This window comes from Paenibacillus shunpengii (genome assembly GCF_042684905.1).
In the GTDB taxonomy this organism is placed as follows: Bacteria; Bacillota; Bacilli; order Paenibacillales; family Paenibacillaceae; genus Paenibacillus; species Paenibacillus shunpengii.
In genome coordinates, this window is the sequence record NZ_JBHUMJ010000008.1 from 180,766 (window position 1) to 196,660 (window position 15,895).

General features: G+C 46.4%; 15 protein-coding genes. 8 read left to right on the top strand and 7 right to left on the bottom strand.

The genetic code is table 11. From position 1 onward, the window contains the following. Nucleotides 1-24: 24 nt before the first annotated feature. The 4 genes from ACFSVM_RS21130 to ACFSVM_RS21145 form a co-directional block, all read right to left on the bottom strand. Complete coding sequence (locus tag ACFSVM_RS21130; protein WP_379264400.1) at nucleotides 25-1,002, bottom strand: D-alanyl-D-alanine carboxypeptidase family protein; 978 nt, start codon at nucleotides 1,000-1,002, stop codon at nucleotides 25-27. Nucleotides 1,003-1,145: 143 nt separating this feature from the next. Then, nucleotides 1,146-2,273, bottom strand: coding sequence for a vancomycin resistance histidine kinase VanS (gene vanS / locus ACFSVM_RS21135; RefSeq protein WP_379264402.1), 1,128 nt, complete (start codon nucleotides 2,271-2,273; stop codon nucleotides 1,146-1,148). Next, nucleotides 2,263-2,961 (bottom strand): VanR-ABDEGLN family response regulator transcription factor, encoded by a 699-nt coding sequence (gene vanR, locus ACFSVM_RS21140; protein WP_379264404.1) that lies wholly within the window; start codon nucleotides 2,959-2,961, stop codon nucleotides 2,263-2,265. The genes vanS and vanR overlap by 11 nt, the downstream gene beginning before the upstream one ends. Nucleotides 2,962-3,102: 141 nt before the next feature. Beyond that, complete coding sequence (locus tag ACFSVM_RS21145; RefSeq protein ID WP_379264406.1) at nucleotides 3,103-4,173, bottom strand: glycosyltransferase family 4 protein; 1,071 nt, start codon at nucleotides 4,171-4,173, stop codon at nucleotides 3,103-3,105. 279 nt (nucleotides 4,174-4,452) lie between these two features. Here ACFSVM_RS21145 and ACFSVM_RS21150 point away from each other — a divergent pair, with 279 nt between their 5' ends. The 5 genes from ACFSVM_RS21150 to ACFSVM_RS21170 all read left to right on the top strand — a co-directional run bounded on the left by ACFSVM_RS21150 (nucleotide 4,453) and on the right by ACFSVM_RS21170 (nucleotide 9,557). Beyond that, complete coding sequence (locus ACFSVM_RS21150; RefSeq protein ID WP_076315087.1) at nucleotides 4,453-5,487, top strand: ATP-binding cassette domain-containing protein; 1,035 nt, start codon at nucleotides 4,453-4,455, stop codon at nucleotides 5,485-5,487. Continuing rightward, nucleotides 5,484-6,194 (top strand): ABC transporter permease subunit, encoded by a 711-nt coding sequence (locus tag ACFSVM_RS21155; RefSeq protein WP_076315088.1) that lies wholly within the window; start codon nucleotides 5,484-5,486, stop codon nucleotides 6,192-6,194. The genes ACFSVM_RS21150 and ACFSVM_RS21155 overlap by 4 nt, the downstream gene beginning before the upstream one ends. Before the next feature lie 5 nt (nucleotides 6,195-6,199). Next, nucleotides 6,200-7,585 carry a GldG family protein gene (locus tag ACFSVM_RS21160; protein WP_076315089.1) on the top strand — a complete coding sequence of 462 codons (1,386 nt, stop codon included), beginning with the start codon at nucleotides 6,200-6,202 and terminating at the stop codon, nucleotides 7,583-7,585. Beyond that, complete coding sequence (locus tag ACFSVM_RS21165; protein WP_379264409.1) at nucleotides 7,585-8,529, top strand: DUF4340 domain-containing protein; 945 nt, start codon at nucleotides 7,585-7,587, stop codon at nucleotides 8,527-8,529. Before ACFSVM_RS21160 ends, ACFSVM_RS21165 begins: the two co-directional genes overlap by 1 nt. Nucleotides 8,530-8,810: 281 nt before the next feature. Then, the gene (locus ACFSVM_RS21170; RefSeq protein ID WP_379264411.1) at nucleotides 8,811-9,557 is read left to right on the top strand and encodes a YhcN/YlaJ family sporulation lipoprotein; all 747 of its coding nucleotides are present in this window, start codon (nucleotides 8,811-8,813) and stop codon (nucleotides 9,555-9,557) included. 158 nt (nucleotides 9,558-9,715) lie between these two features. Here the strand turns inward: ACFSVM_RS21170 and nagA are convergent, their stop codons facing one another. From nagA to ACFSVM_RS21185, 3 genes are read right to left on the bottom strand one after another with little or no spacing between them, the layout of a single operon-like run. Further along, nucleotides 9,716-10,894, bottom strand: a complete 1,179-nt coding sequence (gene nagA, locus ACFSVM_RS21175; RefSeq protein WP_076315092.1) for an N-acetylglucosamine-6-phosphate deacetylase — start codon at nucleotides 10,892-10,894, stop codon at nucleotides 9,716-9,718. Continuing rightward, nucleotides 10,895-11,620, bottom strand: a complete 726-nt coding sequence (gene nagB, locus ACFSVM_RS21180) for a glucosamine-6-phosphate deaminase (protein ID WP_076315093.1) — start codon at nucleotides 11,618-11,620, stop codon at nucleotides 10,895-10,897. A gap of 6 nt (nucleotides 11,621-11,626) precedes the next feature. Next, entirely contained in the window at nucleotides 11,627-12,484 is an 858-nt protein-coding gene (locus tag ACFSVM_RS21185) for a MurR/RpiR family transcriptional regulator (protein WP_379264414.1), read from the bottom strand. Nucleotides 12,485-12,754: 270 nt separating this feature from the next. Between ACFSVM_RS21185 and ACFSVM_RS21190 the strand changes: the two genes are divergently transcribed. The 3 genes from ACFSVM_RS21190 (at nucleotide 12,755) to ACFSVM_RS21200 (ending at nucleotide 15,792) form a co-directional block, all read left to right on the top strand. Further along, on the top strand, nucleotides 12,755-12,976 hold the full coding sequence (locus tag ACFSVM_RS21190; RefSeq protein ID WP_047913631.1) for a helix-turn-helix domain-containing protein: 222 nt from the start codon (nucleotides 12,755-12,757) through the stop codon (nucleotides 12,974-12,976). A 1,091-nt stretch (nucleotides 12,977-14,067) separates the two neighbouring features. After that, nucleotides 14,068-15,060: a phosphotransferase family protein gene (locus ACFSVM_RS21195; RefSeq protein ID WP_379264416.1), complete on the top strand. Its 993-nt coding sequence runs from the start codon at nucleotides 14,068-14,070 to the stop codon at nucleotides 15,058-15,060. Nucleotides 15,061-15,312: 252 nt separating this feature from the next. After that, nucleotides 15,313-15,792, top strand: coding sequence for a hypothetical protein (locus tag ACFSVM_RS21200; protein ID WP_379264418.1), 480 nt, complete (start codon nucleotides 15,313-15,315; stop codon nucleotides 15,790-15,792). Nucleotides 15,793-15,895 lie beyond the last annotated feature (103 nt).

Sequence of the window (15,895 nt, forward strand, 5' to 3'; positions counted from 1 at the left end):
TATATTCAATAACAGAAATCCAGTCTAGATTAGATTATAGATCTGAATGGCATCCTGCAGATGATGGGGCTCGGAATGGGCATTGCCGTCCGCTCCTGCTGTAATTAGAATATATTCCTCGCCGCTGATGACAGCATAAGTCGCCAGACATAAGCCTGCCCGCTCTGTATAACCCGTTTTACCACCCTTAATTTCTCCGTTTGCGAGCTTCATTTGGTCTGACTGATCTGCAAGGGTGCTGTATATCGTTATGCCATCAGGATGCAGGGAGCTGGCACTCGTGCTGTATCGGGTCGTCGTAAATATTTCCTTGAATTGTTTATTGTGAAGAGCATATTTCAATAAAATGGTCAGGTCATCAATGGTAGAATAGTGTTCCTCATCATGCAGCCCTGTCGGATTAGTAAAATGCGTGTTTCGCATTCCGAGCTCGGCTGCTTTTTTGTTCATTTGGGCCACGAATTGTTCCTCCGAGGAGGAAACAAACTGTTCGAGAGCTCCAGAAGTTTCCTCCGAGGAGGAGACAAACTGTGCAAGAGCTACAGAAGCCTCCGCTCCCGATGGAAGCAAGATACCATAGAGCAGATCAATGGCCTTTACGTCTTCATGCGGCAGAAATCCGGCCATCGCCGCACCTTCAGACACCAGGGGAGGAAATATTTCAGCACGTAGCTGAACGGTCTCTTCTAGATTGGACAAGCTTTCTATAGCCAGGATGGCTGTCATAATCTTTGTGAGGGAAGCGGGGTATATTTTCTCTTCGGAATTAACACTCAGCAAAGCTTCGTTGTCAGCAAGACGTACCAGCTTGGCGTTCGAGCTGTACAGCTCATAAGGCACGATCGCATCCGAAGTATTTCTAGTATTCTGGAACCAGCGATTTGCGGCGCGATCCATCTGTTGAAGCACACCTTGCCAATCCGCAAGAAGCAGGATGGTGATGATAAGCAGGATCATCCCTTTGATCGAGCTTCGTTTTTTCTTTTTCTTCGTGTTCGACATGCTAAAAAACAACTCCTTTACATAGCAGTGCTTCTAGGGTGTTGCGAGCCGCGCAAGTGTGGACTCGGGAGCACTACTTACATTCAATCATGTAAGAGGGAGTTGTTTTTTTAATTTTTTCTGGTCAAGTTCTTAAGAGTTTCTTAAGATCGTCCCGGAAGCGTTACAATAAACTTCGTATGTGAGTTCTCACTGCTCGCAGTGATGGTTCCGCCATGCGCATTCACAATCTCCTTGGCGATGGCAAGTCCAAGTCCGGCTCCGCCGGTAGCAGAGGATCTGGCGGTATCCAGCCTGTAGAACTTCTCAAATATCGTGTTCAGCTTATGGGGAGGAATCGTCTCACCCACATTGGCGAAGGTGATGACCACCGCACCTTGCTGCTTCACGGCGGTTACAGCGACATTCGTACCTGAATAGCTGTAATGTATGGCATTCTTCATGATGTTGTTGAACACTCGCGCAAGCTTGTCTGGGTCACCATGCAGTGTCAGCTGCTCATCTACCTGTACGGATACGGTAAGCTCATGCTCTGCCAGCATCGGATGGAACTCATCGGCAATTTGCATTAGCATCATAGAGAGACTGATATCCATCTGCTCAAGTATAATCTTCTGCAGATTAAAGCGGGTAATATCAAAGAATTCATTGATGAGCTGTTCCAGACGGTATGCCTTCTCAAGAGTTATGTTCACATACTTGGCCTTCTGCTCCATCGGCATATCCTGAGCTTCATCCAGCAGACTAAGATATCCGATAATGGACGTAAGCGGTGTTTTGATATCATGGGCGAGATAGACAACCAGGTCATTTTTTCGCTGCTCCGCCTCCTGGGCATCCTTCATTCTTTTTTTGAGCGTGTCCTTCACCAGATTCATCTTACGCTCGACCACTTCAAGCTCGGGAGATAGGGTGATAGGCTCATCCGATTCCTCGACCAGCTTATCCATACTCCGGTTGATTTCGTTAAAATAATGGGTTGCTCTGCTCAGTGTCCAATAGAAGATCAAGAACAGCAGCAGTATAAAGAAGATCCCGAGTATCAGATCCTTATTCTGCTGAAATATAAGGTAGTACAGCTGGACTGCCGTTTTGTACTCAATACTTAGAACAACCTCTGCAAATCGGATGAACGCATCGGCAAAAGGAGCCTCAAGCACACCGTCAATCAGAATGTTTTTGGCTGCAAATCCGATAATAGCCGTTAGAACTGCGGTAAGAAGAATTTGAGTGATTATTTTGTTTTTGAGCTTACGAAAATCATCCTTCAATCTTATAACCTACTCCCCAGACTGTTTTTATATATTTGGGCTTGTCCATATGATCATTCATTTTCTCACGAAGATGCCTGATATGAACCATTACGGTATTGTTGTTTGTATAATATTTCTCTCCCCATACTTCCTGGAAGATTTGTTCAGAGCTCAGCACCTGACCTCGGTTAGAGCATAACATCCAGAGGATGGAGAACTCCGTCGGCGTGAGGGAGATCAGCTTCTCGTTCAAATAGCATTCGTGGGTATTCTTATTGAGAACCAGACCGGAGAAGGCAATGATTTTATCTTCATCCATATGTGGATTCTCCAAATTGTACTTCGTAAACCGCCGGAGCTGAGCTTTGACACGGGCAACGAGCTCCAGCGGTCGAAACGGCTTGGTTACATAATCATCAGCACCTAGTGTCAGTCCAGTAATTTTATCGATTTCTTCTTCCTTCGCTGTAAGCATAATGATCGGGAAGTGGTGCTTCTCTCGAATCTGCTGGCAAATATCAAAACCGCTTATATCCGGAATCATAACATCAAGGATGGCTAGATTCAGCTTGTTCTGCTGGATACAGTTCAGAGCTTCCTTACCGCTGTAAAATTTATAAACCTCGTAGTTCTCTGCTTTTAGGTATAGCTCTACCAAATCAGCAATTTCCTTTTCATCGTCTACAACTAGAATCTTTGTGCTCATGGGAACCACCTTTACTTCATATCAGCTATCTTTATTCATTGTCCTATTTTAACCATAGCTTGATCAGAAAGCGAATCCTGTCTTTAGAACGAACCAAGGCCCTGTCGTCATGACGAACAGGGCGTCACTGTTCCTCAGTGATTAAAAAATAGAGAGTGCATTCATCATTTGTCTAAAGGAGACCGCATATGCGCTGCCGGAAAAATGGTTAACAAGATGCTCCCTGCCTGCACGCTGAATATGTTCTCGAAGAGCCTGGTTATCCATAAGCTCGATCGCCTCGGCAGCAGCTTGCTCGATATTGCCGAGTGAATAGAATTTACCCGTCTGATTGTGGGTGATGAAAGCCCTCACGCCATCAGAATCGGAGCTAAGTACAGGTACACCGCAGCTGATGGCTTCTGCAACGGCATAACCGAATCCTTCCATAATGGAAGTAGACAGCATAATACCACCCGATCTTGAGGCCATAGAATAATATTGCGGCATCATACTATTCGGAATGTTGCTGAAGATGCCGATCTTATCCTCCAGATCTAGTGCCTTTAGTGTATCGTAAAATTGCTGCTCGTCGGTCGGCACTGCGAGTGTGGGATCATGGAATACCCATATCTTGGCATTTGGCTTGTGTTGAATGATACGGTGGCTGATATGAAGGAACTCCCGCCAGTTCTTATTGTGCTCAAGTCTTCCAATCCACATAATCGCTGGATAGGGTGGTATATCGGTATTCATCGGTGTGAATGTGGTTGTATCCAGCATGTTTGGAATGATAAAACGATGCATAAATGGACAAATCTCCGCAAATAACTGCTGAAGATGGGCTGTAGGGGGGATGAGTACAGCGTTGGCATGTGCTTGAAGATAAGGCATAGCTGTACATATCGTCTCAATCGCAGCTTCTCTCGTACCGAGACCCTGCGCTTCATAGATAATACGCCCCCTGTAATCCAGTACAAGCCGGAGCCGTTCCACCATGTTGATGTCGGATGTGACGATGATCGCATCATACTGCTGCTGGTTTAATAGAGATTTGATCTCTTCATCAAGATTGGTAATGAATACGGTACCGGTATTATTCTGCATACCTGTCCCTGGCTTAAGGTACAGTGTATGGGCTTCAATGCCGTGCTGATTCAGCACAGAGCATCGCAAACGGTTAAGTGTTTCCACACCTCCGCTTGGAATAAAGAAAGTAAAGAGGACTTTCAAGGCAGATCCCTCCTGCAGTTTCTTATACGCCAGGTAGATAGAACGAAGAAGAAATGGGCGGTGGTAGGTTATCGTATTTGTCCGTATCCATTTAGTTCGTCTATCTAAAGTACGTGGTAGACCTGAATAGAGTGTGGGCTGAGAACTACTCGTTCACAATTTGGACATATTTTTTTAAGGATTCTTTTAAATTCATTTAAGCCATGTTTATAGTTGGATGGCTATGCTTAGTATGGATCATGCTTAGGTCTGAATTGATATAGAAAGGAAGTATCCAAAGTGCTGAGGTTAGATCAGGTAAGCAAGACGTTCGACAGCCACAGGGGAGTACATCATATGGACTTTTCGATGGAACGGGGTGAGATCGTCGGTTTTCTAGGTCCAAACGGTGCTGGTAAAACGACAACCATGCGTATGATTACCGGGTATTTACGGCCGACAGCAGGGAAAGTGCTTCTCGATGGTAAATCCGTGCATGAGCAAGGTAAGATAGTCCGGTCCCGAATCGGATATTTACCCGAGACGCCTCCCTTGTATCCAGATATGTCGATTCTTTCATACTTGAAATTTGTAGCTAAACTGAGAGATGTGCCAGCGAGAGAACAAACGCGGAGAGTCGACGAAATGTTATCAAGACTTGGACTCGCTGGGCGAGAACGTCAGATCATCAGGACCTTGTCCAAAGGATACAAGCAGAGAGTAGGACTGGCTGGTGCCATTATACATAAGCCGGACTTGCTTGTGCTCGACGAACCGACATCAGGACTTGACCCTAATCAAATTATGGAAATTCGTAATCTCATCAGAGAGCTCGGCGATAATCATACCGTACTGCTTAGTACCCATATATTGCCCGAGGTGAGCACCCTTTGCAGCAGAGTGCTGATCATTAATCAAGGACAGCTGGTGATGGATGGGTCTCCTGCATCGATCGGCAGCACAATGAATCAGTCGTTTCACGTTTCTCTCACTGTGAAGGGAGACGCAAACATGATCATCCCATTGATACAAGCCTGGGGAGAGGGATTAGAGGAGAAGGTGCAGCTGAGCTCACACCAGGAAGAGGACGGCCTCGTCCGATTAGAGTTGAATGCCTCTGCTCATCATGATTATCGAGAAGAATTATTTTATTTATTGGCGAGATCGGAGCTTCCTATCCTCGAGTTGAAGAAGCAGGATCAGTCCCTTGAAGAGATATTCCAGAAGCTGACGACAGATGAAGCCGGAGAAGTGAATTCCGGGGAGGATGGCTCACTCCCTGTCTCTGCACCTGAACAAGAGCTGGAAGCGCAGAGGGGAAGTGAGGGTTCATGAAACGGATGCTCGCTATATTTTACAAAGAGCTGCAGTCCTATTTCCTCGCTCCAACCACCTATTTTGCCTTTGCAGTGTATGTCTTGCTGTCGAGTTTTTTGTTTTTTATGAGCTTTGTCTACTATCAGCCAAGCATCGTCGATTATCGGCTTGTTCTGGGGGATACGCTGTCACTGCTGCTGTATGTTATCCCTCTCCTGACCATGCGGCTGATCGCGGAGGAGTTCCGGCAGGGTACAGATGAGCTCTTGATGACTTCTCCTTCAAGTGTAATGGAGATTGTGTTCGGCAAGTATTTGGCAAGCTTGGTCATTCTCTTGGCTCTTATATTGTGCAGTCTTACTTATCCGCTGCTGATGTCCTTCTATGGAGATATCAATGAGACGACAGTGTGGGTATCTGCGCTGGGGCTCTTCCTGCTCGGTGCGGCGATGATGGCGATCGGAATGTTTGCCTCCTCGTTATCCCAGCATCAGATGGTCTCGGCAGTAGCCGGCTTTATTATTCTGTTTGTATTATGGATGCTGGATTCTTTCGGTGGAAATGCGGCGATTACAGCGTGGCTTGAACCCTTCTCTTTATCGAGCCGGTTCATGAATTTCACAAAGGGTGTCATAAGCGGAGCGGATGTTATCTTCTATCTTACTTTGACAGCCTTATTCCTCACGTTCAGCATTCAAGGCGTCGAGCGGAAAAGGTGGAGGTAAGAGAGATGAAGAAATGGTTGAATCATACGAACAGTGCCGTTATATCCATTGCCGTGACCGGCATTTTTATATTGCTCACGTTGTTCCTGAATTCATTAGGCGGCTTCCAGCTTGATCTGACTGCGAACAAGCAGAATACATTGTCTGAGCAAACTTTGGAGGCTATAGAGGGTGTAGAAGAAGACGTTAGAATGCTGGTCTTCACCGTGAATTCCTCCAGTGATGAGCTGCTGAACAGGGAAGTGCAGGATATTGTTGATGAATACAGTAAACGAAATAATAAATTGAAAGTGGAGCATTACAATCTGGAGAACGAGCCCATCCTGGCCCAGCAGTACGGTCTTACGGCAAGCTCTATTGTACTTGTTCAAGGAGACAAGCAGCAGGTTGTTCCTATGATTGATCTCTTCACTTCCGGTGAGACAGAAGGCTCTTATCTATTCTCTGGGGAAGAGAAGCTGACGCAGGCACTGAATTCGCTCTCTTCGGACGAGGTGCACCGAGTGGCCCTTCTTACGGGGCATGGTGAGCTGGATTTGTCTCTCGCAACAAGCTTTCAGTCATCCCTGAATCAAGGCAATGTTGAGACAGAAAAAATATCTCTTGCCGATGGAGAGGCTGTGCCGGAAGGGACGGATGTACTGGCCATTCTGGGACCGCAAAACGATTTGACGGATTCAGAGATGAAGCAGATACAATCATATATGGACAATGGCGGGAAATTGCTGCTTACGATGGCTTTTCATGAAAATATGAATACCGCTTGGCCTAATATTGATGCGCTCGCTGAGCAATACGGAGTCCATAACGAACATGCGGTAATGGTCGACCCGGAACAGTCGATGTCGATGGGACCGCTGTGGTCGATGCCGGTATTTCAGTCTCATCCCATTACGGATAAGCTGATTGAGAATAACTTAACCCCTGTGTTTTCACTGACTCTTGGACTCAGCGCCACCGAGCAGGACAAATGGACGGTCGCTCCGATTGTGCAGTCTTCGGAGAGCAGTTATGGGGAGACGAATGTAGAAGGACTTCTTGTTAACGATACGGATAATGATGCGGAGGCCGATCTGCAGGGACCTGTAGATGTGGGATATGCCATAAGTACAAAGGATGGCAAGCCAAAGGCAGTTATTCTGGGTGCAACCACATTTATTCAGGATTCCGAATTCTCAACGGGCGGGAATCGTGATTTTATTCTGAACACGGTAAATTACCTGGCTGAGAAGGAGAACGGTGTTACAATCAGACCCAAAGAGCAGGCGGGCTATGAATTGGCATATCTGACACCTTCTCAAGGCTCCGGAATCTTTGTTATTGCGGTCATTTTATTCCCGCTGTTATTTGTTATAGCAGGTATTCTATTATGGTGGAGGCGGAGAAGATAATGAAGAAATTCATTCCTACTCTGTTGCTGCTGGTTATTCTGGCAGGCGGCTGGATCTTCGCTCATTCCCAGAACTATTTCAAGGAAGAACCGGAGACGGCGCGCAAGCTGATAGATACCAGTACCTTTGATCCTAGTGCAATCGAGAAATTCAGTGTTATTACTGGAGGGGAAGAAGTCCAGTTGACCAAAGAGCAGGATGGCTGGGTCATGACACAGCCGGAAGCATACCCCGTGAACAGCTATGCGGTAGACAACTGGCTGGAAGCACTCCGTGCAGCTGAAATGACGAAGGTAATCGAGGATCAACCAACGGATATCGAGAAATATGGCCTTGACCTTGCAGGAGATGGGATCGTCATGACAGCCCAGGATGGCACTGAATTCACCTTGGCCGTTGGTCATATGTTGCCTACAGGAGAAGATAATTATGTACAGATCGATGGAAGCCTGGTGGCAGCTGTCAGTGAGGCCGAGGTTTCAAGCCTGATGCTCACTCCGCTTCAATTTATGGATACCACACCTTTTGAATGGGACAATGACCAGCTGGCATCGCTGGAGTGGGAAGGCGAAAATTCCACATGGGTGCTGAAGCGTACTACTGATGAAGAGAACAGCTGGACCATGAACGGGAAGAGTGTTGAGCTGGCTGGAGCAGATTCCTTAATGAATCTAACGAAAAATACGGCGACAGATCAAGTGCTCAAACGGCTTGATGCCAATCAGGCTCAGATTGCTTTTACATTGACAGCTGTATTCAAGGACGGTACGAACAGAGTGTATCAAGGCTGGACGGATTCATCAGAGCCAGGTGTCATTTTCGTCAAGACAGCAGAGGATTCGCTTAGTTATGTTCTTGCGTCAGATGCGATTCAAGAAGTCGAGGATAGAGCAGAAGAGCTGCTGAGCAGCGATGCAGAAGTAAATGATGCGGATACGGAGTAAAGCAGATTAAATACTATAACACGGAGAATTGCCCTTTCGAATGAACAATAGAAATGAACTCTGATCTTTAGTTCATCTCGTTGTTCCTTTGATCGCTGATGGCAGTTCTCCTTTTTTTCCTGAAGCGCTGCTATTGTATGATTCTCATTTAAGGGTGAATACAGCAGCGCACATCCTCATCCCTCGCATCGTTGGTTCCAAATCCTTTCAGCATATAGGTTAGCTCGTTTGTACACCTTAATGGAGTACCTTAACCTACACTTGAAATGGAGGATGAACGAATGCCAGGAATGAACAAAACAAAAGCAATCACGTTATCTTTATCCACCGCTTTACTTGTCATGTCTGGACTAACAGGCTGTGGCACGAACACGGATAATCATGATTTGAATACCAATAATGTGCGTAACAACAACGCCGATTATAACAATCGGTACGGAATTAATGCGAACAGTGTTCATCGTACCGATAATCTCAGAAACAGCGATGAGTTATCACAGGCTATATCTGATATGGATGGAGTGGGAAATGCTTATGTTCTCCTTACTGATCGTAACGCTTATGTTGCGGTATCGCTCAAAGACGGGGTCCAGCCGCAAAGCACAAGACACCACAATCACCGTAATATGAAGAGCAAGGACCTCGGCAGCATGGGAGTGAAGACCGGGACAAGAGCTCCTTATACAACAAGCGGTATCGCTCCAGGACTCACCAATGATTATTCCCAGAGCAACATGCTTGGAGATTCTGCGAACGGTCCTCGAGGAGCAGGCGGATTGTTTAATCCGAACAATGTACGAATGAATGATACCAAAGGTCCGACAACGTATACTAAAATGAATGATCATGACCAGGCCGAAGAAGAAGTATCTGATCAAATGAAGAAAAAGATCACAGCGAAGATCAAAAAAATGTCTCCAGGTGTGAAAAATGTCTACATCTCAGCTAATGCAGACTTTGTAGGTCGTGCTCAAGGTTATGTTAACGATGTAGCCGAGGGAAGACCGATCAGCGGATTTATTGATTAATTTCAAACCATGATGGATCGTTTGTTCCCGACGAACGGAACCATGATTGACAACAACAATAATCGTTAATCCAGAATAGAAGAGCTTATGGGGAATGAATATAAAAAAGGCGTTGTTCCAGAGAGATGCTCTAAGGGACAACGCCTTGCTTTGCTTCATTATCTACTGTCCGTGCTTAAAGCACGTCCTTTGATCCATACCTGTTTAAGCTCAAGTGAGGCATCGAGCAGCAGCAGATCCGCCTGCTTCCCTTGATCAATAGTACCTGTAGCATCCAATATGCCCAGAAGCTCGGCTGGATTATGACTAGCTGCCTGCGAAGCTTCTACAATACTGAGCCCGGCCTCCTGCACGAGGAAGCGGAACCCGCGAATCATTGTAAGTGTACTGCCTGCTAGGGTAACTCCATCCTCTAAACGAGCCACACCATCCTTAACGATGACCGGCAGGTCACCGAGGGTGTAATTTCCATCCTCAAGACCTGTTGCCGAAATGGCATCCGTAATGAGTACCAGCTTCTGCAGTCTGCTTTTTAACTGAGCAAGAAGAGAGACTGCGGCAGGATGGACATGAATTCCGTCTGCAATGATTTCGGCGCTGATCCGTTCATCACTGAGCACAGCACCGGCTACCCCTGGTTTGCGGTGATGAAGAGGTGTCATCGCGTTGAAGGTATGAACAGCATGGTGGAGTCCCGCTTCAACAGCGGCTTCGACTTCTTCATAAGTTGCATCGGTATGACCCAATGCCGCAATAATTCCTTTTTCTTTGAGCCATGCGATTACCTCATGCGCACCTTGTTGTTCAGGAGCAAGCGTTACTTGCCGAACGAGTTCGGGATATTGCTGTTCCCAAGAGATCAGCCAATCTACATTCGGTAACGAGATATGCTCCGGATTTTGTGCTCCGGGCCATTTTGAACTAATAAAAGGGCCTTCAAGATGAACTCCTGCAAGCTGTGCGTAAGGCATCTCTTTGGCACGGTATTTGTTCACTTCGCTGAGCACCTTCTCGATCCAATCTTTAGGTGCAGTCATGGTTGTAGCAAGCATCGTCGTGGTTCCTTGAGAAGCGTGGTAAGACGTTATTGTATTGAGTACGTTCTCATCTGAGTTCATAAAGTCCTCACCACCGCCGCCATGAACGTGGATATCAATGAAGCCGGGAACAATATATCCATTCTCGCTTGTGAACGTTTCTATGTCCCCTTCGTTCCAGCGATGAGGTAGAGCTGCATGGGTTCCTGCGTACACGATAGTATCATTTTCAATGACAACGACACCATCCTCAATTACGCTGTCCTTAGTAACAACATTTCCGTATATTTTAGTAAGCAATTACATCAGCCTCCCTGCACCACGGTCTAACAGTACAATAACGTTCGGATGGCACTGAAGCAAGGATGCAGGGCACTCTGTTGTGATAGGACCGGTCAGAGCTGTACGAATAATTTCTGCCTTGTCTTCACCGCGGGCAACGAGAAGGATTTGTTTCGCTTTGAGAATAGAGCCGACGCCCATCGTCATAGCCTGCTTAGGTACATCAGACGGAGAATCAAAGAATCGGGCATTCGCCTTGCGGGTTTCATCTTTGAGATCAACGACATGAGTTCCGCTTGTCAGGCTGGCTCCAGGTTCATTAAATCCAATGTGCCCGTTATGTCCTATGCCTAGCAGTTGAATGTCGACAGGGCCGTGATCATTGACCAGCTGTTCGTAATGAGCGCATTCCGCCGTCAAGTCAGTTGCATTCCCATTGGGTACATGAGTGAGATTCATATTCATATCAATGTGGTTAAACAGCTGCTCATTCATAAAGCTGCGGTAGCTCTGTGGGTGATCCTCAGGAAGCCCTACATACTCATCAAGATTGAAGGATGAAGCTTGGGCAAAGCTGACGAGTCCTTTGCTGTACATTTGAATGAGCTCCTTATATATGCCGACAGGGGAACTGCCGGTTGCCAGACCCAATACGGCCTTACGCTTGGATTGCAGAAGAGCGGCAATAATGCCGGCACCGGTTGCATTCAAGTCATGTTCATGTTCAAAAGTCCAAATATTCATATGAGATCACCCATCATTTCTTAGTTTGGTTCGCTGCACTTGCTCATAGGACACATTCAATCTAGGGACAAACCGATCAAAGTCGTGACTAACCATGCCGGTAAAAATAATGTCGATCACATGAAGGAGTGCGATCCGAGAGGCCATGTCTCCTCTGCGCATACCTTGTTCCAGCGAAGAGGTGAACAAGGGAATGTCTGCAATAGAGGCCAGTGTACTGTGTCCGTAAGAGGTCAGAGAGATGGTGCGGGCTCCGTTCTCTTTGGCACAGCGGAGTGCATCAATCGTATCCTGTGTTTCACCCGAATAGGACACGGCAAATGCAACATCCTGCTCACCCAATGAAGAGGCCGAAGTGACCTGCATATGTCCATCGGAAAAAGCAGTACAGGAAACGCCAATACGGATCAGCTTCTGATAAAAGTCCTGCGTTACAATGGATGAGGTTGCTACACCGTACAGATCAATGCGTCTAGCGCCGCATAAGAGCTTAATCGCATCCTCCAGGCGTTCATGATCAAGTAATCGGGTAGTATCCGTAATGGAAGCGAGATGGTTCGCCTCAATTGCTTCTATAATTGTAGTAAGTGAATTTCCCGCGACAATATCCTGATAAGCCGTAACCCCTGTAGGCTGGGAAATTTCCGCTGCCAGCTTCATTTTAAAGTCGGGAAAACCTCTGAAATGACGAGATTTGCAAAAACGGGTTACCGTTGCAGGACTCGTACCGCTGTTCTCAGCTAGTTCCTTAATCGATAACCCGGTCACCTCAGCGGGAGATGCCAAAATAACTTCTGCAATCCGGCGCTCCTGGGAAGGAAGCTGATCGAGCTCTCTGGAGAGAGCATTAAGTATTGTCGTCATAACTCATCCGCCTTGTTAGAAAATTAATTTCACAAATATATTAATTTTAATGAAAATTATTTTTGTATAACTTCATCTTAATCAAAATACAGAGCAAAATCAACCGTTCGCCACACATTTCCTCAGCCTTACTAGCATGTACTTGAAGTTTGATCTTTAGCCCATTTTTTTCCGCAGATTGAACCAATATAGGTGATTTTACATAAGATGATTTGACTGTATCCCTTAACCTTGTTACACCATACAAACCCGGGCAAGGAGGGGTAAACATTGAAGGGTGACCACAAGAGCAAATTTTTGTTGACCCACCGTGAACGCGAAGTATTCGAGCTTCTGGTGCAGGACAAAACGACACGCGACATTGCAGGACTTCTCTTTATCAGCGAGAAAACAGTCCGAAACCACATTTCTAATGTCATGCAAAAACTCAATGTTAAGGGTCGTTCACAAGCGGTAGTGGAATTGATCAAGTTAGGAGAATTAAAAATCTGACGAAGACACGGAGTTCTTTCGTTTTCGTCATGGCCCTCTTCGCTCATCCGAATTGGATGAGAGAGGAGGGCTTCCGTTTGTGTTAGAGGAGATGAGATCGTGGGCTGACTGGAGTTATACATAGGTGGAAGGATTCTGCGTGTGGAGGTTACTTTGGAGCAAGGGGAAACGCAGTTAGATGTTGCGCGTGGAGGTTACTTTGGAGCAAGGGGAAACGCTGTTTTTGTGCTGCTCACTCCGGTTGTTTTTGCTTGGACGCGGGTAGGTCGAGGAAGCAATGGTCCAAGCAAAAGCCAAAAGTCGTTCTCATCTCAAAAACAGCTTATTCCCGAGAAGGGCAGCGTCAGAAATCCTCATCTCCTCTAGGGTGTAGAGGAGGGGGACATGGCTGCTCTCCTAGGTGAGCAACCAGTCTGAGAGTGAAGGGCTGTTGCGTGTGGTGGGTAGTTTGGAGCGAGGGGGAACGCTGTTAGATGTTGCGCATGGAGGGTGCTTTGGAGCGAGGGGAAACGCTGTTTTTGTGCTGCTCACTCCGGTTGTTTTTGCTTGGACGCGGGTAGGTCGAGGAAGCAATGGTCCAAGCAAAAGCCAAAAGTCGTTCTCATCTCAAAAACAGCTTATTCCCGAGAAGGGCAGCGTCAGAAATCCTCATCTCCTCTGGGGTGTGGAGGAGGGGGACGTGGTTGCTCTCCTAGGTGAGCAACCAGTCTGAGAGTGAAGGGCTGTTGCGCATGTAGGGTACTTTGGGCGGAAGGGGGAACGCTGTTAGATGTTGCGCGTGTGCTTACTTTGGCGGAAGGGGAAACGTTGTTTGAATGTTGCGCATGGAGGGCACTTTGGGCGGAAGGGGAAACGCTGTTTTTGTGCTGCTCACTCCGGTTGTTTTTGCTTGGACGCGGGTAGGTCGAAGAAGCAGTGGTCCAAGCAAAAGCCAAAAGTCGTTCTCATCTCAAAAACAGCTTATTCCCGGAAGGGGCGGCGTCAGAAATCCTTTATTCTCTGTCCTGTAATCGCTATAGTACATAATTAGATAGGTAGAAAGAAAGCGCACTCAATACTTATACATAACAATAAGGAGATGGGCTGTCACTATGGAAAGCACTACTAAACTGAAGTTGAATCGTACGGAGATTGAAAGGATATGTTCAGTTACTTTTCCGAATACCGGAAAGCTTAAGCTGGCAGAGGAGCTTACTGAAGGCTGGGCAAATTCAGCTTATCTCATCACCCTGGAGGATGATACGAAGGTCGTAGCGAAGATCGCAGCAAGCACGGACTCCTTCATGCGTTACGAGCGTAACTTGATGCGTGCGGAGGTTGAGGTGCTGCGGCTGTTGGAATCTTCAGGATTCCCCATTGCGCCACGGGTCATTTATCATGATGCTACAAAAAGCATAATCGAGTCTGAGTATTTTCTGATGAGCTATATTCCGGGGCAGTCTTTGAACAAGATCAAAAATGAACTCTCGGAGAGCACATTAACGGAGATTTATCAGCAGCTGGGCGCATACAATCGTGAGATGAATGAAATCAAGGGAGATGGATTTGGCTATTACGCACAAGAGGAGAGAAGAAAATCAACTTGGCGTGAAGCTTTTTTTCTAATGCTGGATGATCATTTTGCCGACGCGGAAGAGCGCGGAGTGCAACTGCCTGTTCCTGGCACCGAAATGCGTGCAGCGATGTACAGACTTGCCGACGCATTGGATGAAGTGACAGAGCCCCGGCTTATCATCTGGGATTTATGGGACGGGAATGTGATGATTGAAAGTAACAAAATTTCAGGCTTGATTGATTTTGAACGTGCTTTTTGGGGAGATCCGCTGATGGAGTACCATTTTAATCATAAAAATGAAGTTACAGATTTTCGTGTAGGGTATGGCAGGGATGTTGTTACTGAGGCGGAACATAAGCGGCGTGCGCTGTATGATGTGTACCTTGATTTAATTTTGTGTGTGGAATGTGCCTACCGGGGTTACACAGACACCAATTATTTAAAATGGGCCTCAGATAATCTTGTTCAAAGCTGGGAACAATTTATTCGGCAATATCCTTATCATAGTGATTCAGATACACGATCTTAAGGCGGAAGAGTAACGATTAAGAGAAACTTTTAGATTTAGGCTTTTTACGTGAAAAAGATTGATGGAACTATTGATTTTATCACAGCGTCTAATCCAACAAAATGAAGATTAGATCGCGGGGTGATCTGAATGAGAAACAAATTAACAATATGCCTTCTAAGTTTTTTAATCCTGCTTGGTCTTGCTCATTCTGTAATGCCCTCAACAGCTCATGCCTGCTCTTGTGCTAGCCCTGTCAGCATGGAAAAACAGTTGAGTCGGAAGACGGCAATTTTTACAGGAAAGCTGATCAGTCTTAGTCGACCGAACCAAGGAATGATTATGTCTTCCGCAGAACCGGTCTCAGCACAATTTGAAGTTATGAATGTGTGGAAAGGAGAGCTAGGTACAGAAGCCACCGTATACACTGCAACAAGTTCAGACAGCTGCGGTTATGAAGGATTCGAGGTTGATGAAGAATATATCGTTTTTGCTTATGGACCTTATGATCAGCTCAAGACCGGTCTGTGTGAAGGGACAAAGGAGCTGGGCTCCGCACAGGCAGAATTGGCCGCTCTTGGAGAAGGGTATAAGCCGATAGCAGATACAAGTCATGAAAAAAAAGCTTCGGAAACGTCCATCGTGCATAAGGATAGAAGAACAAGCTCGATTTGGAGTGTGATATTGGTGATTCTTGCTGCCATGCTTGCTGTGACTCTTCTGGTTGTAATATATAAACGGCGAAAAAACTGAATTCAGCCATGAAATCCCAGCGGCATCACCACCAAAAAAAGAGCGGGCTGTAAATCAGTCAGCCCGCTCACAGAGCCCCATCCCCCATGCAGAGGATTGGGGC

Bases quoted from the DNA above. Each gene is read 5' to 3' on its own strand.
- ACFSVM_RS21130 (WP_379264400.1), bottom strand. From the start codon at position 1,002: ATGTCGAACACGAAGAAAAAGAAAAAACGAAGCTCGATCAAAGGGATG.
- vanR (WP_379264404.1), bottom strand. From the start codon at position 2,961: ATGAGCACAAAGATTCTAGTTGTAGACGATGAAAAGGAAATTGCTGAT.
- ACFSVM_RS21155 (WP_076315088.1), top strand. From the start codon at position 5,484: ATGAAACGGATGCTCGCTATATTTTACAAAGAGCTGCAGTCCTATTTC.
- ACFSVM_RS21160 (WP_076315089.1), top strand. From the start codon at position 6,200: ATGAAGAAATGGTTGAATCATACGAACAGTGCCGTTATATCCATTGCC.
- ACFSVM_RS21165 (WP_379264409.1), top strand. From the start codon at position 7,585: ATGAAGAAATTCATTCCTACTCTGTTGCTGCTGGTTATTCTGGCAGGC.
- ACFSVM_RS21170 (WP_379264411.1), top strand. From the start codon at position 8,811: ATGCCAGGAATGAACAAAACAAAAGCAATCACGTTATCTTTATCCACC.
- nagB (WP_076315093.1), bottom strand. From the start codon at position 11,620: ATGAATATTTGGACTTTTGAACATGAACATGACTTGAATGCAACCGGT.
- ACFSVM_RS21185 (WP_379264414.1), bottom strand. From the start codon at position 12,484: ATGACGACAATACTTAATGCTCTCTCCAGAGAGCTCGATCAGCTTCCT.
- ACFSVM_RS21195 (WP_379264416.1), top strand. From the start codon at position 14,068: ATGGAAAGCACTACTAAACTGAAGTTGAATCGTACGGAGATTGAAAGG.